Genomic DNA, 24,673 nt, shown 5'->3' on the forward strand with positions numbered 1-24,673 from the left:
AAGAATGCGACAGGCCGTCGCGCAGCGGAGAAAAACCGGCGCAAACTGGGCGTTTGCACCGGGTTCAACTATCGATCAACGCAGGTCGAGCACGTCCTGCATGTCGTAAAGACCCGCCTCACGACCATCCAGCCACAGCGCGGCACGCACCGCACCCTTGGCGAAAGTCATGCGGCTGGACGCTTTGTGAGTGATCTCCAGACGCTCACCTTCACAGGCGAACAGCACGGTGTGATCACCGACCACATCACCACCGCGCACAGTGGCGAAACCAATGGTTTCACGCTCACGCACGCCGGTATGACCTTCTCGACCATAGACCGCGACTTTTTGCAGATCACGATCCAGCGCACTGGCGATCACTTCGCCCATGCGCAGCGCCGTGCCTGACGGCGCGTCAATCTTGTTGCGGTGATGGGCTTCGATGATTTCGATATCCGCATCATCACCCAACACGCGTGCCGCCATGTCGAGCAGCTTCAGCGACAGGTTGACGCCGACACTGAAGTTGGCAGCGAACACGATAGGAATATCCTTACCGGCCTCGACCAACAACTGCTTCTGCGCGGCATCCAGACCGGTCGTGCCGATCACCATGGCCTTGCCTGCCTTGCGGCAGAACGCCAGATTTTTCAGCATGACTTCCGGCAACGTGAAGTCGATCAACACGTCGAACTCTTCCGCGACCGACTCCAGATGACCGGACAGCGGTACACCGATGCGCCCCAGCGAAGCCAGCTCGCCAGCATCGACACCGATCAGCGTACTGCCCGGACGCACAACGGCAGCCGTCAAACCGGTCAACGGTGCGCGTTGCTGCACCGCCTCGACCAGAATCTTGCCCATGCGCCCGGCGGCGCCCATCACTGCAATACGTCGCATGCCGACTCCTTACAAATCGCCGAAGAAGCGCTTCACACCGTCAAACCAACCGGTGGTTTTCGGGGAATGGCTGTTGTCATCCGCCAGAGAACTGCGGAACTCTTCCAGCAATTCACGCTGGCGGCGATTCAGATTGACCGGAGTCTCGACCGCAACACGGCACATCAGATCGCCCGCACCACCGCCACGCACCGGCGCCACGCCTTTACCGCGCACGCGGAACTGCTTGCCGGTCTGAGTGCCTTCGGGGATTTTCAGTTTGACGCGACCGTCGAGGGTCGGAATCTCCAGCTCGCCACCGAGCGCCGCATCAACGAAGCTGATTGGCACTTCGCAGAACAGATGCTTGCCGTCGCGCTGGAAAATATCGTGCTCGCGCACATTGATGACCACGTACAGGTCGCCAGTCGGGCCGCCCTGCGTACCCGCTTCGCCTTCGCCGGAAAGACGAATGCGGTCGCCGGTATCGACGCCGGCCGGTACTTTGACCGACAGGGTTTTGTACTCTTCGATGCGACCGTCACCGTGGCAGGAATCGCACGGATCGGAAATGATCTTGCCTTGGCCATGGCAGCGCGGGCAGGTCTGCTGCACCGAGAAGAAGCCTTGCTGCATGCGTACCTGACCGATACCGCCGCAAGTCGGGCACGTCGAAGGCGAGGAGCCTTTCTTGGCACCCGAACCATCGCATGGCTTGCAGTTGACCAGCGTCGGCACACGGATATTCACGCTGGTGCCGCGAACTGCTTCTTCCAGATTCAGCTCCAGGGTGTAGCGCAAGTCGCTGCCACGCTGAGCGCCGCCACGGGAACCGCCGCGACCGCCGCCGAAGAAATCACTGAAGACATCGCCGAAAATATCGGAGAAGTTCTGACCGCCGAAACCGGCACCACCGCCACCCATGCTCGGATCGACGCCGGCATGACCATATTGGTCATACGCTGCGCGCTTGCTCGAATCGGACAGCACTTCGTAGGCCTCGTTGGCCTCCTTGAACATCTCTTCCGATGCTTTGTCATCGGGATTACGGTCCGGGTGATGCTTCATGGCCAGACGGCGATAGGCCTTTTTCAGGTCTGCATCGCTTGAGCCACGCTCAACACCCAACACTTCGTAATAGTCACGCTTTGCCATAAGTCTTCTGCACTCTTGAGGACGTTCGGCAAACCCCTCCTGAGGATGGCCAAACTCGTTGAGCCCCAATACAGGCCCGGACCCAACTCACGTCAATTCAACGATCCTGGTCTTTGTTTCATTTGGTACTTGCGGCGCGAAAAGCAGGAGCATTCCCGGCCATACCAGCAGCATCCGAAGCTTGTCGCATGCTGTAAAAATTCGCGTATTCCAGATACGCCAACGCGGGAGCAAGCTCCCGCGCGGCGACATCCTACCAGTCACTGCCTAAAGGCAGTCAACCGGCCGACCAACAACTTACTTGTGGTCTTTGACTTCTTCGAACTCGGCATCGACAACATCGTCAGCCTTTTCCGCTTTCTCGTCGTGCGGTGCCGCGCCTTCAGCAGGCTGAGCCTGTTCGGCGTACATCTTCTGGGCAACCGGCGCCGAGAGTTTCGACAGCTCTTCGACTTTCGCTTCAATGGCAGCCTTGTCGTCGCCTTTAACAGCGGCTTCCAGGGCAACCACAGCAGCTTCGATCGCAGTCTTCTCTTCCGCGGTCACTTTATCGCCAGCATCGACGATCATTTTGCGCGTCGAGTGAACCAGTGCGTCGCCCTGGTTACGGGCGGCGGCCAGCTCTTCGAACTGACGGTCTGCGTCGGCGTTGGTTTCAGCATCGCGAATCATCTGCTGAATTTCTTCCTCGGACAGACCCGAGTTAGCCTTGATCACGATCGACTGAGTCTTGCCGGTAGCCTTGTCTTTCGCGCCGACGTGCAAGATGCCGTTGGCGTCGATATCGAAGGTCACTTCGATCTGCGGCACACCACGTGGAGCAGGTGGAATGTCGGCCAGGTCGAACTTGCCCAGGGACTTGTTCTGTGTGGCTTGCTTACGCTCGCCCTGCAGAACGTGAATGGTCACTGCGCCCTGATTGTCATCGGCAGTCGAGAACACTTGCGATTTCTTGGTAGGAATCGTGGTGTTTTTCTCGATCAGCGCGGTCATCACGCCACCCATGGTTTCGATACCCAGAGTCAGCGGGCTGACGTCGAGCAGCAGAACGTCTTTCACGTCACCAGCCAGCACAGCGCCCTGGATTGCAGCACCCATGGCGACAGCTTCGTCCGGGTTCACGTCTTTACGAGCTTCTTTACCGAAGAAATCGGTAACCAGCTTCTGCACCAGCGGCATACGAGTCTGACCGCCGACCAGGATCACGTCGTTGATCGCGCCAACGTCCAGACCAGCGTCTTTCATCGCAATGCGGCAAGGCTCGATGGTGCGCTGAACCAGGTCTTCAACCAGTGCTTCAAGCTTGGCACGCGAAATTTTCACGTTCAGGTGCTTAGGACCGGTGGCGTCTGCAGTGATGTACGGCAGGTTCACGTCGGTCGAATTGCTCGAAGACAGTTCGATCTTGGCTTTTTCAGCGGCCTCTTTCAGGCGCTGCATGGCCAGCGGATCACCTTTCAGGTTCATGCCGCTTTCTTTCTTGAATTCGTCAACGAGGTAGTCGATCAGACGAATGTCAAAGTCTTCACCGCCCAGGAACGTGTCGCCGTTGGTGGCCAACACTTCGAACTGGTGCTCGCCGTCAACTTCAGCGATTTCGATCACGGAGACGTCGAAAGTACCGCCACCCAGATCGTAAACGATCACGGTGTGATCGCCCTTGGCCTTGTCCATACCGTAAGCCAGAGCGGCTGCGGTTGGTTCGTTGATGATACGTTTAACGTCCAGACCGGCGATGCGGCCGGCGTCTTTGGTCGCCTGACGCTGGCTGTCGTTGAAGTAGGCCGGAACGGTGATTACCGCTTCGGTCACTGGCTCGCCGAGGTAGTCTTCGGCGGTCTTCTTCATTTTCTTCAGAATTTCAGCCGAGATTTGTGGCGGCGACATTTTCTGGCCGTTCACTTCAACCCAGGCGTCGTTGTTGTCAGCCTTGACGATCTTGTAAGGGACCATCTGGATGTCTTTCTGTACAACTTCTTCGTCAAAACGACGACCGATCAGACGCTTCACCGCGTACAGGGTGTTGTGCGGATTGGTCACTGCCTGACGCTTGGCGGACTGGCCGACCAGAATTTCGCCATCGTTGGCGTAAGCGATGATAGACGGCGTGGTACGCGCGCCTTCAGCGTTTTCAATAACTTTTGCTTTGCCGTTTTCCAGCACGGAGACGCAGGAGTTGGTAGTCCCCAGGTCGATACCGATAATTTTGCCCATGTTAACTCTCCCGAAACTTTGGATTTGGTTGCCGCAGCAGTGGTGGCTAACTGCGGTAGCACTTAAACGCTTGACTTATAAATGGGGGCCTTGCGGCGGATTTCAAGCCTGTTCGTCAATCGAAGGCGAAACCGGCGCAGGCGCCTTGCTGACCACGACCATTGCCGGGCGCAGCAAGCGACCATTGAGCTGATAGCCCTTCTGGAACACCTTCAAAACGCTGTTCGGCTCGACGTCAGCGCTTTCCTGCATGGCCATCGCCTGATGGTGAACGGCGTTGAACGGTTCGCCATGCGGATCGATCGCTTCAAGCTGATAACGCTTGAGGGTGTCCTGGAACATTTTCAGGGTCAGCTCGATACCTTCGCGCATCGGACGGATGCTTTCGTCGTCCGGGTTCGACAGTTCGAGACCGCGCTCCAGGCTGTCGACGATCGGCAGCAGGTCGCTGGCAAATTTTTCCAGCGCAAACTTGTGAGCCTTCTCGACGTCCTGTTCGGCACGGCGACGGACGTTCTGCAGATCGGCAGCTACACGCAGAGACTGATCCTGCGCGGCGGCCAATTGCTCTTCGAGCACTTGTACACGGGTCGCCAGGTCATCACCCGAACCATCGGATGCCTGATTGGCTTCTGGGTTTTGCGTATCTACTGTCTGTTCGTCAGCCATAGAATTCTCCTTTCAATATCGTCCGCGAGCCTGACTCGCGCTTCTGTCCCGATATATGGGGCCGCAAAATCAGGCTTCAAGGGCCTGCAACGATTACCCCTACAAAAAAGTGCTGCTTTGTCATTCCTGGATGCGCTAAAGGCTGATTTGATCCAAGCAAATCAAGCTAACGCCAAGGATTGTCAGCCTCGAACAAAACACTGTATAAATAACCAGACCTAAAGCCTGGGAGCGGCCTTTATGCTGGTGCACCTGTCCGTACATAACTACGCCATCGTTGAACATCTCGATCTCGAACTTGATCGCGGGATGAGCGTGATCACAGGGGAAACCGGCGCCGGCAAGTCGATCATGCTCGACGCCCTGGGCCTGACCCTGGGGGATCGCGCCGACAGCGGCGTGGTTCGCCCGGGCGCCGACAAGGCCGATATTCTCGCGACCTTCGATCTGGCTGACATCCCCGAAGCCAGCGTCTGGCTGGCCGAGCGCGACCTCGAAAACGATGGCCCGTGCATCCTGCGCCGGGTCATCACCGCAGAAGGACGCTCGCGCGGCTACATCAACGGCACGCCCTGCCCGCTTGGTGATCTCAAGGCCCTTGGCGAACTGTTGATCGACATCCACAGCCAGCACGAACACCAATCCCTGCTGAAGCCCGATACCCATCGACGCCTGCTCGACGAGTATGCCGGCGCCACCGATCTGGCCCGCCAAGTGCAACTTGCTGCCCAACGCTGGCGCCAGACCCGCCAGGAACTGGAGCGCCTCTCCAATTCCGGCGACGAACAACGCGCTCGCCACCAGTTGCTCAGCTATCAACTGGAAGAACTGGAAAATCTCAATCTCGGCGAAAACGAACTTGAGCAACTGGAGCAGGAACACAAAAACCTGACCAACGCCGAAACCTTGCTCGGCATTTGCCGACAGGTAGTCGAGCAGTGCAGCGAAAGTGATTCAGGCAATGTCCTGAACGCGCTGACCGCCAGCCTCAACCGCCTCTCCAGCGTGAACAATTCGATTGGTGCTCTGGGCGAAGCTAGCAGCCTGTTGACCAGCGCACAGATTCAGGTTGAAGAGGCCGTCGGCGAACTCAATCGCTTCCTCGATAACTTCGATGCTGATCCTGCGCGCCTGCAATATCTGGAAGAACGGCTCGACGCCATCTACACCATGGCGCGCAAACACCGGATTCAACCGACCGAAGTTGCCGAGATGCAGCAGAAGCTGCTGGATGAAATCGAAACCCTCAACGCCAATGACGAATCCATCGAACGCCTGGGCGAAGAGCTGGCCTCGTATGCCCGCCATTATCAAGAGAAGGCCCGCGAGCTGAGCGATTTGCGCCATCAGGCCGCTGGCAGTCTGGCGAGTGCGGTGGAACAAGAGATTCAGCGCCTCGGCATGCCGGGCGGGCGCTTCACTATTGAGTTGCTCCCCAACACCAGTAAAGAACTGCTGCCCAACGGCCTCGAACAGGTCGAATTGCTGGTCAGCGCCAACCCGGGCCAGCCACTCAAGGCGTTGGCAAAAGTCGCCTCCGGTGGTGAGCTGTCACGGATCAGCCTGGCGATTCAGGTGATCACCGCGCAGACCTCTCGCGTACCGACGCTGGTATTCGACGAAGTGGACGTGGGGATTGGCGGGCCGACTGCCGAGATTGTCGGCCAGTTGTTGCGCCGCCTGGGTGAACGCGGGCAGGTCCTGACCGTTACACACTTGCCACAAGTAGCGGCGCAAGGGCATCAGCATCTGTTCGTACACAAGGTGCGTGGTGAAGAGGCAACCCACACTGCCGTTTCCAAACTGAGCAAAAACGACCGTATAGAAGAAGTGGCGCGAATGCTCGGCGGCATCGACTTGACCAAGGAGTCCTTGGCGCACGCGAAAAAAATGGTGGTTACCGCGAAAGTTTAAGGACGGCAGAAAGCACGAAGGCGACCCTTGGGTCGCCTTCGTTCGTTTCGCGAATGTGAAATTCGCGCGACATGCTTACTTTTTCTTGCGTACGTACAGCACCAGGTTGTGATCAACCAGGTCGACACCGTGCTCTTCGGCAATTGCCTTCTGGAGCTTTTCGATTTCCGGGCTGACGAATTCGACAACCTCACCGGTTTCCACGTTGACCATATGGTCGTGGTGGCCACCATCGGCTAGTTCGAATACCGCATGGCCACCGTCGAAGTTATGACGGACCACGAGGCCAGCTGCTTCGAACTGGGTCAGAACACGGTAAACCGTGGCCAGACCGACATCCTCACCAGCTTCCATCAACGCCTTGTAGACGTCCTCGGCACTCATGTGACGCTGCTCGGTGGAGTCGAGCATTTGCAGGATCTTGACCCGTGGCAGGGTCACTTTGAGGCCGGCTTTGCGTAGTTCGCTATTTTCAACCATGGTCAGCTTTCTCGCGATGCTGCTTCGCAGCTTCTCTTAATACGGGTATGATCGGCGTTTACGTTGTCCCAGCCAAGATAGTGGAAGTCGCCCACCGATGCAAAACACCAAGCTCTTGCTAACCAGTTTCACCTTTGTGGGACTGCTCGCACTCGCCGGTTGTTCATTCCCCGGGGTTTACAAAATCGACATCCAGCAGGGCAATGTCGTCACGCAGGACATGATAGACCAGTTACGCCCGGGAATGACCCGGCCGCAAGTACGGTTTATCATGGGCAACCCTCTGCTGACCGACACGTTCCATGCCAATCGCTGGGATTATCTGTACAGCCTGCAACCCGGTGGCGGTGAACGCCAACAGGAACGCGTCAGCGTTATCTTTAACTCCAACGACCAGCTTGTCAGCCTGTCGGGCGACTTCATGCCCGGTGTGAGCCGTGACGAAGCCATTCTCGGCAAGGACAGTGGCACTAACGTGACCGCTCCTGTTGAAAACACCGAGAAGCCAAAACCGGAAAAACCGGCCAAGCCAGGTTCTTTGCTGGATCAGATCCAGAAAGACGTGGACGGCGTAGAAACCGTTCCGGTTCCAACACCAGAACCGCTGGACACCTCGCCGCAGTAATTCGCGAGGCAATAAAAAACCCGGAAATCCCGGGTTTTTTATTGCCTGCTGTTTAGCCGCTTACTGATTACGCGCCTTGGCCTCGGCAGCCTTGGCCGCTCGCAAGCGTCGAACTTCTTTCGGGTCGGCCAGCAGCGGGCGGTAGATTTCAATCCGCTCCCCGGCTTGAATCACACGAACTTCGGGATCGGCGACCACCTTGCCGAAGATCCCCAGCGGGCAACTCGCCAGATCCAGCTCAGGAAACTCGGCCTCGATGCCGGATTCGAGCAGCGCCGCACGGACGCTCAGGCCCTCAGCCACACTGGCCGTGCGCAAAACCTGACGATCCACGGCGGCATACACCACCTCAATCTCGATCACCGGCTCAGCCACTTATTTGCTTCGCACGCTGACAGAACGCGTCCACCAGCGTATTGGCGGCCTGATTGAACAAAGGCCCGAGCGTCGCCCGAACCAGCGGCCCGGCGTAATCGAAAGACAGATCCAGACTTATCTTGCAGGCTTTTTCGTTCAGCGCCTTGAACACCCAAATGCCATGCAACTGGGTGAAGGGGCCTTCTTCCAGATTCATCTCGATGGACTGCCCCGGCACCAGCGTATTGCGCGTGACGAAGTGCTGACTGAGGCCGCCCTTGGCCACGCCAACGCTGGCCCGCATGAACTCGGGCGAGCTTTCCAGCACCTCCGCCGCCGAACACCACGGCAGGAACTCCGGATAACGCGCCACGTCGTTGACTAGGTCGTAGAGCAACTGCGCCGGATAAGGCAGCAGCGCCGAGCGTTGAATATGTGTCGTCATGTAAGCGTTACTTCCAGAGCTGAGCGGCAAACACTACAAGAATGCCGATAGGCGCCACGTAGCGCATCAAGAACAGAGACAGGGCAAACAGCGCCGGATTGCGGATCGACAGTTCGTCGCGCACCGCTTCACGCCCCATCACCCAACCGGCAAACAATACAAAACACAGCCCACCGAGCGGCAACATGATCCGCGAGGTGAAGAAATCGATCACGCCAAAGAAGTCGAGACCGCTCGCCGCACCCCATTGGTAGAGATGGAACGAGCCGCCTTCGTTCACGAAAAATTTCGCCTGCTTCCAGATATTGAAGGAAAACACGGTGCCCAAACCCACGAACCAGCAACTGAATGCCAGCCAGAAGGTGACCCAGGCACGGCTGATTTTCGTGCGCTCAACCAGATAAGCCACCATCGGTTCCAGCAAGGAAATCGCCGAACTCCATGCCGCAACCGCCACCAGCACGAAGAACACCACGCCCATCAACTGACCGAATGCCACATTACCAAAGGCAAATGGCAGACTGACGAACATCAGGCCCGGGCCTTCGCTCGGGTTCAAACCCGCTGCAAACACAATCGGAAACAATGCCAGACCGGCCACCAGCGAGACGAAGGTATCCAGCAGCGCGACGCCAACAACGGTGCCGGACAGCGACGAACCTTTCGGCATGTAGGCGCCGTAGATCATGATCGAGCCGACGCCCACGCTCAGCGAGAAGAACGCGTGCCCCATGGCGGGCAGCAAGCCGTCGAGGACTTTTTCCGGATGGAAGTCGAACATGAAATGCACGCCTTCCATGAAATGTCCGGTGGTCATGCTGTAGCCCAGCAACACCAGAATCATCACGAACAGCAGCGGCATCATGATCCGCAAGCTGCGTTCAAGCCCCGCGACCACGCCTTTGGCGATCACGATGGCCGACAGCAGCATGAAAATAGTGTGCCAAAGTGTCAGGCGCCAAGGGTCGGCAATGACGTTACCGAAGTAAGCGCCGACCTGATCCGCAGTCACGCCCTGGAAGTCGCCACGCCCCATATCAATGATGTAATCCAGCGACCAGCCGCCGACCACACTATAGAAAGACAGGATCAGCAGAGCCGTGATCATCCCGGCAAATGCGCCCCACGACCATTTGGTCGAGTGCCCTGCTTCCTGCGCCAGCGCCTTCAGGGCGTTGGCCGGACTCTGTCGGGCGCGACGGCCGATCAGGGTTTCAGCGAGCATCACCGGAACTCCGATCAGGGCGATGCACACCAGAAACATCAGCACAAAGGCGCCGCCGCCGTAGACCCCGACCATGTACGGGAATTTCCAAATGCTGCCCAATCCCACGGCCGAACCGGTCGCGGCGAGTATGAACACCCAGCGGCTAGCCCAACTGCCGTGGACAGAAACCTTGTCTGTCGACATCGTTTATCACGCCCAAGCGTTAGAAAAAGAGGCCGCATTGTCCGGGATTCACTCAACGTGCTCAAGCACGCAGCATCACCGTAGCCGACAACCATTTATCTCCATATAATGCCGCCCCTATGGCTAAACAGAAGAAACACCCAACAGGGACCATCGCGCAGAACAAAAAGGCGCGACACGATTACTTCATCGAGCATAAGTTCGAGGCTGGTCTGGTCCTGGCCGGCTGGGAAGTAAAAAGTCTGCGGGCGAGCAAGCTGCAACTGGTCGACAGTTACGTGCTGCTCAAGGATGGCGAAGCGTGGTTGCTCGGCAGCCACATTACGCCACTGATGACCGCAAGCACCCACGTCATCGCCGACCCGGTGCGTACCCGCAAGTTGCTGCTCAACCGCCGCGAGCTGGAAAAGCTCGCCGCCGCTGTACAGCAAAAGGGTTACGCCTGCGTATGCCTGTCCTGGTACTGGAGCAAGCACATGGTCAAGTGCGAGATTGCTCTGGGCAAGGGCAAGAAGGAATACGACAAGCGCGACACCGAACGCGAACGCGACGCCGGTCGTGAATTGCAGCGTGCTGTGCGCAACAAGGGCAAGGAAGACTGACGTCTTGCGCACCTGAGAAACATCGCTGAAAGGCCAGTTCCCATGCTGGAATACATTTCAAATGTGGGAGCTGGCCTGCCAGCGATGGCGTTCGAATAGACAACGCAGATTCAAGCTCAAAAATCACATACCCTTGCGCCGCTCCGCCCGAGCCATGCGCTGAACTTCCTGGCGCACCTCTTCCAGCACTTCCTGCACATACAGAATGTGCCGACTGGAAACCTCCCGCGCCTGCTCCGCACGTCCTTCAATAATCGCCAGATACAACTCCCGATGCTGGGTAATCAGCATGTCGCGGGTTTCCGTGCGCTGCTTGTACATGCCGCCGATGTTGGTCACGACGTTGCGCTTGAGCAAATCGAACAGCCCGCGAATGGTATGCAGTAGCACCGCGTTATGACTGGCCTCGGCAATCGCCAAGTGAAATTTCGCATCCGCCGCGCCCTCTTCCGTCCGGCTCACTTCGTCGTGGCGCGAATAGCAGTCCTGCAACTCTTCGAACGCTGCGGTCAGCCGCTCGCGATCAACATCCGTGGCGCGCAATGCTGCGTAATAGGCACACGATGCCTCCAGGGTATGCCGAAATTCCAGCAGATCGCGCTGCGCCTCCGGATTGCTCTCGAGCAAATGCAGCAAAGGATCGCTGAAAGTCGAACCCAGGGTTTCCACCACATAGTTGCCGCCGCCCTGACGACTGACCAGCAGACCTTTGGCCGCCAGTTTCTGGATCGCTTCACGCAACGACGGGCGCGATACGCCGAACTGTTCGGCCAGAGCGCGCTCGGCCGGCAAGCGCTCCCCTGACTTCAGCGTGCCCTCAAGGATCATCCCCTCAAGTCGCTCGACAATATCGTCAGACAAACGGCGCTGACGAATCTGATCAAAGCCCATAACTCATTTCTCCACGATCCCGACCGCTCGCCGGGCTCTCTATTCTGGCCTATTGGCGCCGTGCCGGCACCTGTCAGACAGCACTTGTTCGACCAGATCAGATGTCATCTGCGCCGCTTATTCGACAAAAGTTTCAGGGCGACAAATTGACACACCGACATCAAGGCTTTTACCCTAGCCAACAGCGATTGTAAATTGGTATTACCAATTAACCAAGAACGCTGACAGTGCCTGACCAACAACAATTAGGGGCCACCCCATATGCAAACCTGGCAACAGCTCTACAGCCCGCTCGGCAGTCTCGGCGTCTCCGCACTCGCGGCCGTCATACCCATCGTGTTCTTTTTTCTCGCATTAGCAGTGTTCCGCCTCAAAGGCCACGTGGCCGGCAGCATCACGCTGGTTCTAGCAATTCTCGTCGCAATCTTTGCCTTCCAGATGCCGGTCGATATGGCCTTCGCCGCTGCCGGATATGGCTTCGCTTATGGTCTGTGGCCGATTGCCTGGATCATTGTCGCGGCGGTGTTCCTCTACAAACTGACGGTCAAGAGCGGTCAGTTCGAGGTCATTCGCAGCTCGGTACTCTCGATCACTGACGACCAGCGCCTGCAAGTGCTACTGATCGGCTTCTGCTTCGGTGCGTTTCTCGAAGGTGCCGCCGGATTCGGCGCGCCAGTGGCGATTACCGCCGCACTCCTTGTGGGCCTCGGTTTCAACCCGCTGTACGCCGCAGGCCTGTGCCTGATTGCCAACACCGCCCCGGTAGCGTTCGGCGCACTGGGGATTCCAATCATCGTCGCCGGGCAAGTCACCGGCATCGACGCGTTCAAGATCGGCGCCATGACCGGCCGCCAACTGCCGCTGCTGTCGCTGTTCGTGCCGTTCTGGCTGGTGTTCATGATGGACGGGATGCGCGGCGTGCGTGAAACCTGGCCAGCGGCGCTGGTTGCCGGCCTGAGCTTCGCCGTGACTCAGTACTTCACCTCGAACTTCATCGGCCCGGAACTGCCGGACATCACCTCGGCCTTGGCGAGCCTGATCTCGCTGACCCTGTTCCTGAAAATCTGGCAGCCAAAACGCACCGCAGGCGCGCAAATCGCTGGCGCCACGTCGAGCGCAGCGATTACCGCCAGCGTCGGCGGTTTCGGCCAGAAGCGCACAACCGTAGCTTCGCCTTACAGCCTCGGGGAAATTTTCAAAGCCTGGTCGCCGTTCCTGATCCTCACCGTACTGGTGACCATCTGGACCCTCAAGCCCTTCAAGGCGATGTTCGCCGCTGGCGGCTCGATGTACGCCTGGGTATTCAACTTTGCGATTCCGCACCTTGATCAATTAGTGATCAAGACCGCCCCGATCGTCGCCATCCCGACGGCGATTCCAGCGGTGTTCAAACTCGACCCGATTTCCGCGACCGGCACGGCGATTTTCTTCTCCGCACTGATCTCGATGCTGGTGCTGAAGATCAATTTCAAAACTGGTCTTACCACTTTGAAAGAGACCTTCTACGAACTGCGCTGGCCAATTCTGTCGATTGGCATGGTGTTGGCGTTCGCTTTCGTCACCAACTATTCGGGCATGTCTTCGACCATGGCCCTGGTATTGGCCGCAACTGGCGCGGCATTCCCGTTCTTCTCGCCGTTCCTCGGCTGGCTGGGCGTGTTCCTCACCGGTTCCGATACTTCGTCCAACGCACTGTTCAGTTCGCTGCAAGCGACCACCGCACACCAGATCGGCGTCAATGACATCTTGCTGGTAGCCGCCAATACCAGCGGCGGTGTGACCGGCAAGATGATTTCGCCACAGTCGATTGCCGTGGCCTGCGCGGCGACCGGGCTGGTGGGCAAGGAATCGGATCTGTTCCGCTTCACTCTCAAGCACAGCCTATTCTTTGCAACGATTGTCGGTCTGATCACTTTGGCCCAGGCCTACTGGTTCACCGGAATGCTCGTGCACTAAACCGACAAGAAGCCTACAAGCAACATGGAAATAACCGACGCCGGTTCGTGATTCCGGCGTCAGCAATTCACAACCCGGTCTGTAAGGCTGCTGAAAGCAAGCGTCTCTATATTCAGCAGCCTCAGCGGACGGATAACCGGGTCCACCCGGAGACACGCCTGATGAGCGAGCTTTTTTACAACGCTGTGCCGAACGCCACCCGCGTCGCACCGCCGCTGCCCGAACCGCGGCAGTACCCCAGCGAGAAACCGTCGCGGGTCTACCTGTTCGGGACGTGCGTGGTCGACTTGTTCTATCCCGAAGCCGGGATGGACGCGATCCACTTGCTGGAGCGCGAAGGCATCCGGGTCGAGTACCCGCAAGGGCAGAGCTGCTGTGGACAACCGGCCTACACCTCGGGTTACACCGAGCAGGCGCGGACGGTAGCGCGCTCGCAACTGGCGCTGTTCGCCGGGGATTATCCGGTGGTGGTGCCGTCAGGTTCCTGCGCCGGCATGCTGCGCGAACATTACGCCGACTTGTTCAAGGACGAGCCGGACACGTTGCAACAGGTTCAGGCCCTCGCGGCCCGTACCTATGAACTGGCCGAGTTCCTGCTGTTTGTCTGCAAGGTGCAGCTCAAGGACAGCGGCGAACCGGTAAAAGTGGCGCTGCACACTTCGTGTTCGGCACGTCGCGAGATGAACACCCACCTGCACGGCCGCGAGTTGTTGGCGCAGTTGAGCAACGTGGAGCGGGTCAATCATGACCATGAAAGCGAATGCTGTGGCTTCGGCGGGACATTCAGCGTCCGTATGCCAGACATTTCCGGCGCGATGGTGGCTGACAAGACCCGCTCGCTGAAGGAATCCGGCGCGCACAAGGTGTTGAGTGCCGACTGCGGCTGTTTGATGAACATCAACGGCTCGCTGGAGAAACAAAAGGAAGCGTTGCGCGGCCAACATCTGGCCAGCTTCCTCTGGCAACGAACCGGAGGTGCGAAATGAGCACCTCGACGATTATTCCTACGGTCGCCGTAGAAGAAGATTTCCGCACCCGGGCGCACAACGCCTTGGGTGATCAGCAGTTGCGAAACAACTTCCGCACTGCAATGGATTCACTGATGACCAAGCGGGCAGCGGCTTTCAGCGATGCCCACGAAAGAGAACACTTGCGTGAACTGGGCAATTCGATCCGTGCCCGCGCGCTCTCCAAGTTGCCCGACCTGCTCGAGCAACTGGAACAGAACCTGACCCGCAACGGTGTGACAGTGCATTGGGCGGAAACGGTGGACGAGGCCAATGGCATCGTCTTATCGATCATCCGCGCTCACGAGGCGCGGCAAGTGATCAAGGGCAAATCGATGGTCAGCGAAGAGATGGAGATGAACCATTTCCTCGAGGCTCAAGACATTGAATGTCTGGAGTCCGATATGGGGGAATACATCGTCCAGCTCGACCACGAGAAGCCTTCACACATCATTATGCCGGCGATCCACAAGAATGCCGGTCAGGTCGCGTCCTTGTTCCACGACAAACTTGGCGTGGAATACACCAAGGACGTTGACCAACTCATTCAGATCGGTCGCAGAGTCCTGCGGCAGAAATTCTTCGAAGCGGACATCGGCGTCTCCGGTGTCAACTTCGCCGTGGCCGAAACCGGCACCCTGCTGCTGGTGGAAAACGAAGGCAACGGTCGCATGACCACCACAGTGCCGCCCGTACACATCGCAGTGACGGGCATCGAAAAAGTCGTGGAAAACCTGCGCGACGTGGTGCCGCTTTTGTCGCTGCTGACTCGCTCGGCGCTGGGCATTCCGATCACCACCTACGTCAACATGATCTCCGGCCCGCGCAAGGAACATGAACTCGACGGCCCGCAGGAAGTGCATCTGGTGTTGCTCGACAACGGTCGCAGCCAGGCCTTCGCCGACAGCGAACTGCGCCAGACGCTGAACTGCATCCGCTGCGGCGCCTGCATGAACCATTGCCCGGTCTATACCCGTGTCGGCGGCCATACCTATGGCGAGGTTTACCCGGGACCGATCGGCAAAATCATCACCCCGCACATGGTCGGACTGGCGAAAGTCCCGGATCACCCGAGCGCGTCATCGCTGTGCGGTGCCTGCGGCGAAGTGTGCCCGGTAAAAATTCCTATCCCGGCAATCCTGCGACGCCTGCGCGAAGAAAACGTCAAAGCCCCGGACAGCCCCAATCAAGTGATGCGCGGCCAGGGCAGCAAGTATTCGCGCAAGGAACGCTTCATCTGGAATGCCTGGGCGAAGCTCAACAGTTCGCCGACGCTTTATCGCCTGTTCGGCTTTTTCGCCACGCGCCTGCGTGCCCTCGCGCCGAAAAATGTCGGCCCCTGGACGCAAAACCACAGCGCACCGAAACCCGCCGCCCGCTCACTGCACGACATGGCCCGCGAGCATCTGGCCAAACAGGGAGACCGCTGATGAGCGCCAAGCAAAATATCCTCGGCAAGTTACGGAAAAGTCTGACCGGCACCACACCGATTGCCGATAACTTCGATGTCGAACTGGTGACCCAGCCCTACACCTACAGCGCCGAACAACGCATCCCGCAACTGCGCAAACTGATGGAAGCGGTGCACACCGAAATCCACCTGACCTCGGCTGATGGCTGGCCTGCACTGCTCGTGCAATTGCTGCGCGACCGTCAGTTGCCGAGCCTGCTGATCGCACCGACTACACCTCACGGGGAGCAAATCACACAACACTGGGCGAACAATCCCGAGCTGCCGACACTGAAATCCTACGACCGGCCGATGGAAGACTGGAAAGCCGAGTTGTTCAACGACACCCCGGCCAGCCTCACCGGCACTCTCGGCGCAATTGCCGCGACGGGCAGTTTGATTCTCTGGCCGACCCGCGAAGAACCGCGCCTGATGAGCCTCGTGCCGCCGGTGCATTTCGCCCTGCTCAAGGCCAGCGAAATCCGCGACAACTTCTATCAGGTGCAACAGGAATTCAACTGGGCCCAAGGCATGCCGACCAACGCGCTTCTGGTGTCCGGCCCGTCGAAAACCGCTGACATCGAACAAGTACTGGCTTACGGCGCCCACGGCCCGAAAGATCTGGTGGTGCTGATCCTGGAGGACCAATGACGCTTCCGGCTGATTTTCTGCGTGATGCGCAACAACTGATTCCTGCCGACCGGCGTTTCGACGACCCGCTATCGACATTGGCCTTCGGCACCGACGCCAGTTTTTATCGGCTGATTCCGCAACTGGTAATCCGCGTCGAATCCGAAGACGAAGTGGTGGCGCTGCTGAAACTCGCGCAACGCGATCACGTCCCGGTGACCTTCCGCGCTGCTGGCACCAGCCTGTCCGGCCAGGCGATCAGCGATTCCGTCTTGATCGTGCTCGGGGATAACTGGAACGCTCGCGAGATTCGCGGCCAAGGCACGCAAATCCGCCTGCAACCGGGCGTGATCGGCGCGCAGGCCAATGCTTGGCTGGCGCCGTTCGGGCGCAAGATCGGCCCGGACCCGGCCTCGATCAATGCCTGCAAGATCGGCGGCATTGTCGCCAATAACGCCAGCGGCATGTGCTGCGGCACTGCGCAAAATACCTATCACACCCTCGCCGGCATTCGTCTGGTGCTGGCCGATGGCGCTCGTCTCGATACCGAAGACCCCGCCAGCGTCGCAGCGTTTCGCGTCAGTCATGCCGAGCTGCTGGATCGTCTGGCGACATTGGGCCGCGAAACCCGCGCTAATGCCGAACTGGCCGCAAGAATCCGCCACAAATACCGTCTGAAAAATACCACCGGCCTGTCACTCAACGCCCTGGTCGATTTCGATGAGCCTGTGGATATCTTGAGCCACCTGCTGGTCGGCTCCGAAGGCACGCTGGGCTTCATCAGCGCGGTGACTTACGACACAGTAATCGACCACCCGAACAAGGCCTCGGCGCTGATCGTGTTCCCGGATGTGGAAACCTGCTGCAACGCGGTCACAGTGCTGAAAAGCCAACCGGTATCGGCGGTAGAACTTCTGGATCGGCGCAGTCTGCGCTCGGTGCAGGACAAACCCGGCATGCCGGATTTCGTACAGCACCTGTCGAATAATGCCTGTGCCTTGCTGATCGAATCCCGCGCCGCCTCGTCCTCGCTGCTCCACGAACAGCTGTTGCAGATCATGGACTCGATCAACAGTTTTCCGGTGGAGAAACGCGTCGATTTCACCGAGGACCCGCTGGAAAACGCCCGCCTCTGGGCGATCCGTAAAGACACCTTCCCTGCCGTCGGTGCCGTGCGCAAAACCGGCACCACGGTGATCATCGAAGACGTAACCTTCCCGGTCGAGCAACTGGCAATCGGCGTGAATCGCCTGATCGAGCTGTTCGACAAACATTCCTACGACGAAGCGATCCTCTTCGGACACGCACTGGAAGGCAATCTGCACTTCGTCTTCACCCAAGGCTTCAACAGCCCGGAAGAAGTCGCACGCTATCAAGCGTTCATGGACGACGTGGCGCAACTGGTGGCCGTTGAGTTCGGTGGATCACTGAAGGCCGAGCACGGCACCGGCCGCAACATGGCGCCGTTCGTTGAGCTGGAATGGGGCAGCGATGCCTACCAATTGATGTGGCAACTCAAACGCCTGCTCGACCCCAACGGTATTCTCAATCCGGACGTGGTGCTCAGCGAAGATCCGCAGATCCACCTCAAACACCTGAAGCCGCTGCCAGCCGCCGACGAGATTGTGGATAAGTGCATCGAGTGCGGTTTCTGCGAACCGGTCTGCCCGTCGAAAGGCCTGACCCTGAGCCCGCGCCAGCGCATCGTGATTTGGCGTGACATTCAGGCGAAAAAACGCGCCGGCATCGACACCACTGAACTGGAGCAAGCCTACGAATATCAAGGCATCGAAACCTGCGCCGCCACCGGTCTGTGTGCGCAACGTTGCCCTGTAGGCATCAATACCGGCGAGCTGGTGAAAAAGCTTCGTGGACGACACGCCACGCATAAGAAAACCGCTAACTGGATCGAAGGAAATTTCGCCACCACGCTGCAAGGCGCGCGATTCACTCTGCATGTCGCCAACGGTGCGCGAATGCTGCTTGGCGCACCGCGTCTGGCGAAGCTTTCTGCGACCCTGACACGCCTGTCGAAAGGCCAGGTGCCGCAGTGGTCCAATGCGATGCCGCAGCCGGAAAAAGCCATTCGTTTCAGCCCGAGCGTGACGGACGAGCGACCGCGCGTGGTGTATCTGGCGGCGTGCGTCTCACGAGTGATGGGCCCGGCAGCAGGCGATAAAGAACAGATGTCGCTGTACGACAAAACCCGTGGCCTGCTGGAAAAGGCGGGTTACCAAGTGGTTTTCCCCGACAATCAGGACAACCTCTGCTGCGGTCAGCCATTCGCCTCCAAAGGCTACGCCGAACAGGCCGAACACAAGCGCCAGGAACTGATCAGCGCCCTGCTCCACGCCAGCCGTGGCGGGCTCGATCCGATCTATTGCGACACCAGCCCCTGCACGCTGCGATTGGTACAGGATGTGGGAGATGTGCGTCTGGATCTGTACGACCCGGTGCGCTTCATCCGTACGCATCTGCTTGATCGACTGGATTTCACACCACAGGAAGCACCGATTGCCGTGCATGTGACGTGCAGCACCCAGCATCTTGGCGAAAGTCAGGCGTTGATTGATCTGGCGCGCAAGTGCAGCAACAACGTGGTGATCCCCGAAGGCATTCATTGCTGCGGATTTGCCGGTGACAAAGGCTTCACCACGCCGGAGCTGAACGCTCACTCGCTAAGGACTTTGAAGGATGCCGTGCAGCAATGCAGCGAAGGGATTTCCACCAGCCGCACCTGTGAGATCGGCCTGACGCAACATGGCGGAATCGACTACCACGGCCTGGTCTATCTGGTGGACCGGGTGACACAAGCCAAGGCGCCCTGAAGAAAAATAGAACCCTTGCGAACGGCTGTAGTCCACAGAACAAGCCCCACAACATGGGGCTTTTCCTCCATTCGGTTGCCCGTACTGACGGCCAACGAAGTCTGGAGCCCTCAGTTCAAGGAGATACCTATGAACCGTTCTGTATTGCTGGGCCTGTTCGTTACTGCCTCGATGCTGGCTTCCACCTCGTTCGCCGCTGGCAAACCAGCCGATCTGTGTGATGCCAATATCCAAACCATCAACAACGCCAAAGGGCAGCTGTCATCGTCGCCAGAGCTGAGTCAGCGTGCTGAAACCAGCGTGGCAAAGGCTCAGGCACTCAAGGCTCAGGGCAAGATCGACGACTGCGTTGCAGAAACCTCGCAAACCATCCTGGAACTGCGCAAAGCCACCGGCACCAACAACTGATCGTAGCCGCGGCCAACCTTCCGGTTGGCCTTGCCGGCCGATTGGCGTACACTGCGCAGGCTTGTTGCTCAAACAGATGTACTGAGCAATGAGTTCGGGGCCGTTTAGGATTCGACGCCGGTTGCGAAACTTTAGGTGCATGCCGAGTTGGTAACAGAACTCGTAAATCCACTGTTGCAACTACTTATAGTTGCCAATGACGACCAATACGGTGTTGCTCTCGCTGCTTAATTGCAGCTGACAATGCTCCTGGTACCTTCGGGTCCAGCAATCATCAGGGGATGTCTGTAAACCCAAAATGATTGTCATATAGAACAGAATCGCCGTGCAGTACGTTGTGGACGAATCGGCTAAAACTTACACAACTCGCCCAAAGCACCCTGCCCGTCGGGTCGCTGAGGGTTAACTTAATAGACACGGCTACGCATGTAGTACCGACAGCGGAGTACTGGCGGACGGGGGTTCAAATCCCCCCGGCTCCACCAACGCTAAACAACAAAGCCCGCCCAGTGCGGGCTTTGTTGCATCTGGAGTTTCATCTTTCATTCCCCCTCAATCACAGCCCCCCAATCAATGCCCATGCCGATGATGAATATCCGGAAAATGCCGATGGCTATGCCTGATCGGCACATGCTCATGCGGATGACTATGCGGCTCTACCCCGTCCCACTCAAAATCATGCTGATGCTGGTGATGTTCATCATGCGTATGGCGGTGGCGGTGTTCGAGGGGTTCATGTTGATGCTCGTGAGCATGATTCTCCGTGAGGTGAATCCACACGCCGATGGCCATCAGTGCCGCAGCGATCAGGAACATCAGCGAGGTTGACTCGCCCAGTATCAGTATCGAGATTCCCGCGCCCAGAAATGGCGCTGTGGAAAAGTACGCACCGGTGCGAGCACTTCCAAGACCACGAAGGGCGAGGACGAACGCCACCAGGCTGACGCCGTAGCCGAGAAACCCGACCAGCATGATCGGTGCAATCGTCGCGGCACTGGGTAACTGCGTGCCTATGGCCAATGCCAGACAGCAATTGACCAGACCCGCCGCCAGACCTTTGCTGCCGGCGATAAACACAGCGTCGGAGGCTGAGACTTTGCGGGTCAGGTTGTTATCGATGGCCCAACAGAAGCAGGCGAACGCCACCGCCAGCGGTCCGATCCAGTCTTCCGCCGACACCGTCCGTTGCGGCCACGATAGAACGACGCCGCCGGCAACGATAGCGAGCATGCCGATCACCATTCGTCGATCAGCATTTTCCCGGAACACCACCCACGCCAATACCGCCGTGAGCACCGATTCCAGGTTGAGCATCAACGACGCAGTTGAACCCGAAGTCCTCGTCAAACCGAACATCAGTGCAACCGGCGCAAGCACGCCTCCGAAGCAAATCGCACCAACCAGCCATGGCCATTCTCCGGCTGCAAGTCCGGGGGAGCGCCAGCCTCGATCACGAACAACGCGCACGATGGTCAGGCCCAGGCCGCTGCCCAGATAAAGCAACCCGGCCAACAGAATGGGCGATGTCTGCATGCCCAACAGTTTGGCGAGCGGCGTGCTGGCGCCAAACAACGCCGCCGCAATCAGCGCGTAGACCACACTCAGATTCATCATGGGATTTGCCCTGCGAGGCTGATGGGAACAGGTGGGTATCATCACCTGACCCGGGTGAGAATTATGTGAACAGCTTATTCGTGACTGAATAACTGATTTGGGCAGTAAATCTCCCCGTCGAAGGATGCAAACTTATACTCAGCGCCACGGTTACGCGTATGCGCCATCAATACTCAGGAGGAGAAACATGAAAATCCACATCGCCGCCGCTCTGGCCCTACTGGTTTCCCTGCCCGCCATCGCAGCCGACGCGCCCGCCCCACGGGTTCAGCAAGTCACCTACAAAAGCTCCGTCGGCAGTGTGCAGTTCAAACAGTCAATCAAGGGCTACCAAACCGCCGAGTACAAACTGAACGCCAAGGCCGGGCAGATTTTGACCGTCGACTTCAAACCGTCCAGCACGTCTGCGTACTTCAATGTCATCGCCAAGGGCTCGGACGAGGCGCTGTTCAACGGCTCGATCAAGGGCAATCACTTCGCCGGTCCGTTGCCGGCCGATGGTGAATACACGGTGCAGGTTTACCTGATGCGCAACGCCGCACGCCGGGATGCAGTGGCCAAATACACGGTGACCTTGATCCTTGCCGACGACAAAGCGAACAGCAACAAAGCGCCCTGAAGACATCTGCTCAGCGATAACCTGACAGCCATTTCGGGTTATCGCGCAACACTGCCCGTCCGCCAATCCCCAGCAAAATCCCCGACACAATCGCTGCCAGCGGCACCACGCCGATCCAGGTCATCGTCGGAAACACCAGCAGGATCTGTGAGTCATTGCCGCCCAACATCATCGAGGCGCCAATCCCCATCAAAACGCCCGCCAATAGATGGCGCCCCACTGCTGACTTTTCCAATCGCTGATAGCGAAAAGTCTGGCGGTGCAAGGTGTAAACCAGCATGCCCAGCATCAACATGCCGAACACGGCCAAGCGCTGCACGGTCAGCGCACTGTCATCCATCGACCAGAACAGGCGCGAGACGTCGTAGAAAAACACGCTCGGCGTCCACAGCGGTTCGAAGGTGTAGAGGGCGCTGGTCAGCGCGCCAAGCAGCATGCTTGAAACCACCACGCGCCGGTCGCCGTGGATGCGGATCAAGAACAACAGCACCAGCAGCACGATGCCGATGGTCAGCCAATACTGGTGGCTGGAAATCGTCGGCATTTGCAGGATTTTGTGTTCGGCGAGCATGTTCAGCTGATGCCAAAGCACGATGCCCAGCACCCAACCGATCACCGTGAACGCTTTGGCGAAATGACCACTGGCCAGTTTGGTCAGGGTGCCGACGCTGCATCCGTCATTCAGCACCGAAGCAAGACCAAATAACAGCCCGCCAGCGACCAGCGAGCAATAGCCGACTTCAGGAATGAACAGCGGCTGACTGAAGCCGAACGCACCATACAACGGCCCCAGCAGCAGGCCGAACAAGCCGCAGGAAATCAACGCGACAAACAGCGTCGGGCGGCGCCGCAGCAGTTGTCCGGTGGCATTCACCAGACACATGCCCATACGCTGGGACACCCAGCCGATGAGGAAGGCCAGCAGCAACGAGATCAGCAGTGAAAGCACAAGCCTCCCTGTTTCCGGGTCGCGGGATCGGACGAACGCTGAGGTAGAGGTTAGTCGCTATGCAGCCCGCCGGATAAACCGCGAAACCCCTTCTACACTCACAGCGCAATCGCCCTCCAACGCCGACAAAAAGAGCGCTCATGACCACCCTCAAAGACCGTATGCAACAAGGCAAGGATGCCCGCAAGGACTGCTCGCGAAGTGCTCAGGCATCCACCGGCAAGATGAACCGCGACCCGATCCCGTTGATCAAGGCATCGAGTCAGGGCCGCGTCGCATCGCTGGTGGAATTGCGTTATGGACGCATGCTGGTCTCGCCGTTCACCTTTTTTCGCGGCAATGCGCTGTTGCAGGCCCACGATCTGTCGAGCACGCCGGACATGGGGCTGACCGGGCCGATCTGTGGGGACGCGCACTTGATGAATTTCGGCGGATTCGCCACGCCGGAGCGCAATCTGCTGTTCAGCGTCAATGATTTCGACGAAGCCCATCCGGGACCGTGGGAATGGGATGTGAAACGGCTGGCGGCCAGCTTCGTAGTCGCGGCGCGTGATCTGCGCCATGGCGATTCAGTCGAGGAAGATGTCTGCCGGCAGATGGTCAGCGCTTATCAAGCGACCATGCTCGAGTGCGCCGAACAAGGTGCGCTGGAAACCTGGTACGAGTCCATCCGTTATGAAGACCTGCTCGATCAGGCGCGCAAGAGTGCGCTGGAACATGTGCAGCGGGCCATCGACAAAGCCGAGCGGCGCACCCACGCCGAACTGCTCCCAAAGATCAGCGAGCGCGATGCCAAGGGACATCTGACCATTCGCGATGACCTGCCGGAGATTTTCCATCTGCACAAAAATACGACGCTGCTGGACGCCGACGATGACTGGTTGCGGCTCTCGGATTGGCGCCCGCTGTATGACACGTTCATGCGTGATTATCGGGGTACGCTTCAGGCTGACCGACGCGAGTTGCTATCGCGTTTTAACGTGCATGACATGGCGTTCAAAGTGGTCGGCGTCGGCAGTGTCGGCACCCGCTGTCTGGTGGCGCTGCTGACTGACGATCAGGAATGCCCACTGTTTCTGCAATTCAAGGAAGCGCGGCGCTCGGTGCTGGCCGACTACGTCAAGGCCAGATGCCGGGTGCGTCACGAAGGGCAACGGGTGGTCGAAGGGCAGCGATTGATGCAGTCGGCCAGTGATCTGTTCCTCGGCTGGACCACCGGCCCCAACGGTCGGCATTTTTATGTGCGGCAATTACGCGACATGAAGATTTCCGCCGAACTGGAAAACTTCGACGCCGAAACCTTCGCCGCTTACGCACGAGTTTGCGGTCGGGCGCTGGCTCGCGCCCATGCCAAGGCATCCGGCAACGCGGCACAGATCAGCGGTTACATCGGCAAGGGCGATGCACTGGCGGATGCGCTGGTCAAATATTCGCGAAACTATACCGAGCAGAATGAACGCGACTTCGAGCGCTTTCAGGAAGCCTGTCGCAAGGGCCGATTGCGTGCGCGTTCGGAGGCGGATTTCGCGGCGGATCACATGCCCTGAGTCAGCTCAAAATGCCGGAGGCAGGATAAATCCAGCCCCGG

At 58.5% G+C, this 24,673-nt stretch carries 22 protein-coding genes and 1 other RNA gene; 12 read left to right on the forward strand and 11 right to left on the reverse strand.

The annotated features are described in order from the left end of the window. Nucleotides 1–75: 75 nt before the first annotated feature. From dapB to grpE, 4 genes are all read right to left on the reverse strand, one after another. Nucleotides 76–882, reverse strand: a complete 807-nt coding sequence (gene dapB / locus ACTWLJ_RS03060) for a 4-hydroxy-tetrahydrodipicolinate reductase (protein ID WP_401221242.1) — start codon at nt 880–882, stop codon at nt 76–78. A gap of 9 nt (nt 883–891) precedes the next feature. Then, nucleotides 892–2,016, reverse strand: a complete 1,125-nt coding sequence (gene dnaJ, locus ACTWLJ_RS03065; RefSeq protein ID WP_401221244.1) for a molecular chaperone DnaJ — start codon at nt 2,014–2,016, stop codon at nt 892–894. A gap of 297 nt (nt 2,017–2,313) precedes the next feature. Continuing rightward, entirely contained in the window at nt 2,314–4,230 is a 1,917-nt protein-coding gene (gene dnaK, locus ACTWLJ_RS03070; protein ID WP_445179817.1) for a molecular chaperone DnaK, read from the reverse strand. Nucleotides 4,231–4,332: 102 nt separating this feature from the next. After that, nucleotides 4,333–4,899 carry a nucleotide exchange factor GrpE gene (gene grpE / locus ACTWLJ_RS03075; RefSeq protein WP_445179818.1) on the reverse strand — a complete coding sequence of 189 codons (567 nt, stop codon included), beginning with the start codon at nt 4,897–4,899 and terminating at the stop codon, nt 4,333–4,335. A gap of 240 nt (nt 4,900–5,139) precedes the next feature. On the opposite strand from grpE, the gene recN reads away from it, so the two are divergent. Continuing rightward, nucleotides 5,140–6,813 carry a DNA repair protein RecN gene (gene recN / locus ACTWLJ_RS03080; RefSeq protein WP_445179819.1) on the forward strand — a complete coding sequence of 558 codons (1,674 nt, stop codon included), beginning with the start codon at nt 5,140–5,142 and terminating at the stop codon, nt 6,811–6,813. A gap of 75 nt (nt 6,814–6,888) precedes the next feature. On the opposite strand, the gene fur is transcribed toward recN, so the two are convergent. Continuing rightward, entirely contained in the window at nt 6,889–7,293 is a 405-nt protein-coding gene (fur, locus tag ACTWLJ_RS03085) for a ferric iron uptake transcriptional regulator (RefSeq protein ID WP_003221515.1), read from the reverse strand. Nucleotides 7,294–7,390: 97 nt separating this feature from the next. Here fur and ACTWLJ_RS03090 point away from each other — a divergent pair, with 97 nt between their 5' ends. After that, a complete protein-coding gene (locus tag ACTWLJ_RS03090; RefSeq protein ID WP_445179820.1) occupies nt 7,391–7,918 on the forward strand; it encodes an outer membrane protein assembly factor BamE in 528 nt (175 codons plus the stop codon). A gap of 60 nt (nt 7,919–7,978) precedes the next feature. Here ACTWLJ_RS03090 and ACTWLJ_RS03095 read toward each other — a convergent pair whose 3' ends face one another. Genes ACTWLJ_RS03095 through ACTWLJ_RS03105 form a run of 3 tightly spaced genes read right to left on the reverse strand, consistent with a single transcriptional unit; the run spans nt 7,979 to nt 10,131 of the window. Beyond that, nucleotides 7,979–8,293: an RnfH family protein gene (locus ACTWLJ_RS03095; protein WP_445179821.1), complete on the reverse strand. Its 315-nt coding sequence runs from the start codon at nt 8,291–8,293 to the stop codon at nt 7,979–7,981. After that, nucleotides 8,286–8,720 carry a type II toxin-antitoxin system RatA family toxin gene (locus ACTWLJ_RS03100; protein WP_401221264.1) on the reverse strand — a complete coding sequence of 145 codons (435 nt, stop codon included), beginning with the start codon at nt 8,718–8,720 and terminating at the stop codon, nt 8,286–8,288. The genes ACTWLJ_RS03095 and ACTWLJ_RS03100 overlap by 8 nt, the downstream gene beginning before the upstream one ends. 7 nt (nt 8,721–8,727) lie before the next feature. Next, on the reverse strand, nt 8,728–10,131 hold the full coding sequence (locus tag ACTWLJ_RS03105; protein WP_445179822.1) for a sodium-dependent transporter: 1,404 nt from the start codon (nt 10,129–10,131) through the stop codon (nt 8,728–8,730). A gap of 119 nt (nt 10,132–10,250) precedes the next feature. Between ACTWLJ_RS03105 and smpB the strand changes: the two genes are divergently transcribed. After that, on the forward strand, nt 10,251–10,733 hold the full coding sequence (smpB, locus tag ACTWLJ_RS03110) for an SsrA-binding protein SmpB (RefSeq protein ID WP_007915208.1): 483 nt from the start codon (nt 10,251–10,253) through the stop codon (nt 10,731–10,733). Between the two features lie 123 nt (nt 10,734–10,856). Here the strand turns inward: smpB and ACTWLJ_RS03115 are convergent, their stop codons facing one another. Then, on the reverse strand, nt 10,857–11,624 hold the full coding sequence (locus ACTWLJ_RS03115) for an FCD domain-containing protein (RefSeq protein ID WP_401221269.1): 768 nt from the start codon (nt 11,622–11,624) through the stop codon (nt 10,857–10,859). Between the two features lie 261 nt (nt 11,625–11,885). Here ACTWLJ_RS03115 and ACTWLJ_RS03120 point away from each other — a divergent pair, with 261 nt between their 5' ends. The 7 genes from ACTWLJ_RS03120 to ssrA all read left to right on the forward strand — a co-directional run bounded on the left by ACTWLJ_RS03120 (nt 11,886) and on the right by ssrA (nt 20,388). Beyond that, entirely contained in the window at nt 11,886–13,580 is a 1,695-nt protein-coding gene (locus ACTWLJ_RS03120; protein WP_445179823.1) for a lactate permease LctP family transporter, read from the forward strand. Between the two features lie 161 nt (nt 13,581–13,741). After that, the gene (locus ACTWLJ_RS03125) at nt 13,742–14,566 is read left to right on the forward strand and encodes a (Fe-S)-binding protein (protein WP_445179824.1); all 825 of its coding nucleotides are present in this window, start codon (nt 13,742–13,744) and stop codon (nt 14,564–14,566) included. Then, nucleotides 14,563–16,017: a LutB/LldF family L-lactate oxidation iron-sulfur protein gene (locus ACTWLJ_RS03130; protein WP_445179825.1), complete on the forward strand. Its 1,455-nt coding sequence runs from the start codon at nt 14,563–14,565 to the stop codon at nt 16,015–16,017. Before ACTWLJ_RS03125 ends, ACTWLJ_RS03130 begins: the two co-directional genes overlap by 4 nt. Continuing rightward, nucleotides 16,017–16,688 carry a LutC/YkgG family protein gene (locus tag ACTWLJ_RS03135; RefSeq protein WP_445179826.1) on the forward strand — a complete coding sequence of 224 codons (672 nt, stop codon included), beginning with the start codon at nt 16,017–16,019 and terminating at the stop codon, nt 16,686–16,688. The genes ACTWLJ_RS03130 and ACTWLJ_RS03135 overlap by 1 nt, the downstream gene beginning before the upstream one ends. Continuing rightward, on the forward strand, nt 16,685–19,495 hold the full coding sequence (locus ACTWLJ_RS03140; RefSeq protein WP_445179827.1) for an FAD-binding and (Fe-S)-binding domain-containing protein: 2,811 nt from the start codon (nt 16,685–16,687) through the stop codon (nt 19,493–19,495). The genes ACTWLJ_RS03135 and ACTWLJ_RS03140 overlap by 4 nt, the downstream gene beginning before the upstream one ends. A gap of 129 nt (nt 19,496–19,624) precedes the next feature. Continuing rightward, nucleotides 19,625–19,903, forward strand: coding sequence for a hypothetical protein (locus ACTWLJ_RS03145; protein ID WP_445179828.1), 279 nt, complete (start codon nt 19,625–19,627; stop codon nt 19,901–19,903). A 96-nt stretch (nt 19,904–19,999) separates the two neighbouring features. Continuing rightward, nucleotides 20,000–20,388: a transfer-messenger RNA gene (gene ssrA / locus ACTWLJ_RS03150) on the forward strand. A gap of 85 nt (nt 20,389–20,473) precedes the next feature. Here the strand turns inward: ssrA and ACTWLJ_RS03155 are convergent. Beyond that, nucleotides 20,474–21,514 carry a DMT family transporter gene (locus ACTWLJ_RS03155; RefSeq protein ID WP_445181314.1) on the reverse strand — a complete coding sequence of 347 codons (1,041 nt, stop codon included), beginning with the start codon at nt 21,512–21,514 and terminating at the stop codon, nt 20,474–20,476. Nucleotides 21,515–21,704: 190 nt separating this feature from the next. On the opposite strand from ACTWLJ_RS03155, the gene ACTWLJ_RS03160 reads away from it, so the two are divergent. Next, nucleotides 21,705–22,136, forward strand: coding sequence for a hypothetical protein (locus ACTWLJ_RS03160; protein WP_445179829.1), 432 nt, complete (start codon nt 21,705–21,707; stop codon nt 22,134–22,136). Nucleotides 22,137–22,146: 10 nt separating this feature from the next. Here ACTWLJ_RS03160 and ACTWLJ_RS03165 read toward each other — a convergent pair whose 3' ends face one another. Further along, nucleotides 22,147–23,085, reverse strand: a complete 939-nt coding sequence (locus ACTWLJ_RS03165) for a YeeE/YedE thiosulfate transporter family protein (protein ID WP_445179830.1) — start codon at nt 23,083–23,085, stop codon at nt 22,147–22,149. 140 nt (nt 23,086–23,225) lie between these two features. Here ACTWLJ_RS03165 and ACTWLJ_RS03170 point away from each other — a divergent pair, with 140 nt between their 5' ends. Further along, nucleotides 23,226–24,632 carry a DUF2252 domain-containing protein gene (locus ACTWLJ_RS03170; protein WP_445179831.1) on the forward strand — a complete coding sequence of 469 codons (1,407 nt, stop codon included), beginning with the start codon at nt 23,226–23,228 and terminating at the stop codon, nt 24,630–24,632. Nucleotides 24,633–24,673 lie beyond the last annotated feature (41 nt).

Source organism: Pseudomonas sp. McL0111 (assembly GCF_052567255.1).

Bases quoted from the DNA above. Each gene is read 5' to 3' on its own strand.
- dapB (WP_401221242.1), bottom strand. From the start codon at position 882: ATGCGACGTATTGCAGTGATGGGCGCCGCCGGGCGCATGGGCAAGATT.
- dnaJ (WP_401221244.1), bottom strand. From the start codon at position 2,016: ATGGCAAAGCGTGACTATTACGAAGTGTTGGGTGTTGAGCGTGGCTCA.
- dnaK (WP_445179817.1), bottom strand. From the start codon at position 4,230: ATGGGCAAAATTATCGGTATCGACCTGGGGACTACCAACTCCTGCGTC.
- grpE (WP_445179818.1), bottom strand. From the start codon at position 4,899: ATGGCTGACGAACAGACAGTAGATACGCAAAACCCAGAAGCCAATCAG.
- recN (WP_445179819.1), top strand. From the start codon at position 5,140: ATGCTGGTGCACCTGTCCGTACATAACTACGCCATCGTTGAACATCTC.
- fur (WP_003221515.1), bottom strand. From the start codon at position 7,293: ATGGTTGAAAATAGCGAACTACGCAAAGCCGGCCTCAAAGTGACCCTG.
- ACTWLJ_RS03090 (WP_445179820.1), top strand. From the start codon at position 7,391: ATGCAAAACACCAAGCTCTTGCTAACCAGTTTCACCTTTGTGGGACTG.
- ACTWLJ_RS03100 (WP_401221264.1), bottom strand. From the start codon at position 8,720: ATGACGACACATATTCAACGCTCGGCGCTGCTGCCTTATCCGGCGCAG.
- ACTWLJ_RS03105 (WP_445179822.1), bottom strand. From the start codon at position 10,131: ATGTCGACAGACAAGGTTTCTGTCCACGGCAGTTGGGCTAGCCGCTGG.
- smpB (WP_007915208.1), top strand. From the start codon at position 10,251: ATGGCTAAACAGAAGAAACACCCAACAGGGACCATCGCGCAGAACAAA.
- ACTWLJ_RS03115 (WP_401221269.1), bottom strand. From the start codon at position 11,624: ATGGGCTTTGATCAGATTCGTCAGCGCCGTTTGTCTGACGATATTGTC.
- ACTWLJ_RS03120 (WP_445179823.1), top strand. From the start codon at position 11,886: ATGCAAACCTGGCAACAGCTCTACAGCCCGCTCGGCAGTCTCGGCGTC.
- ACTWLJ_RS03125 (WP_445179824.1), top strand. From the start codon at position 13,742: ATGAGCGAGCTTTTTTACAACGCTGTGCCGAACGCCACCCGCGTCGCA.
- ACTWLJ_RS03130 (WP_445179825.1), top strand. From the start codon at position 14,563: ATGAGCACCTCGACGATTATTCCTACGGTCGCCGTAGAAGAAGATTTC.
- ACTWLJ_RS03135 (WP_445179826.1), top strand. From the start codon at position 16,017: ATGAGCGCCAAGCAAAATATCCTCGGCAAGTTACGGAAAAGTCTGACC.
- ACTWLJ_RS03140 (WP_445179827.1), top strand. From the start codon at position 16,685: ATGACGCTTCCGGCTGATTTTCTGCGTGATGCGCAACAACTGATTCCT.
- ACTWLJ_RS03145 (WP_445179828.1), top strand. From the start codon at position 19,625: ATGAACCGTTCTGTATTGCTGGGCCTGTTCGTTACTGCCTCGATGCTG.
- ACTWLJ_RS03155 (WP_445181314.1), bottom strand. From the start codon at position 21,514: ATGAATCTGAGTGTGGTCTACGCGCTGATTGCGGCGGCGTTGTTTGGC.
- ACTWLJ_RS03160 (WP_445179829.1), top strand. From the start codon at position 21,705: ATGAAAATCCACATCGCCGCCGCTCTGGCCCTACTGGTTTCCCTGCCC.
- ACTWLJ_RS03170 (WP_445179831.1), top strand. From the start codon at position 23,226: ATGACCACCCTCAAAGACCGTATGCAACAAGGCAAGGATGCCCGCAAG.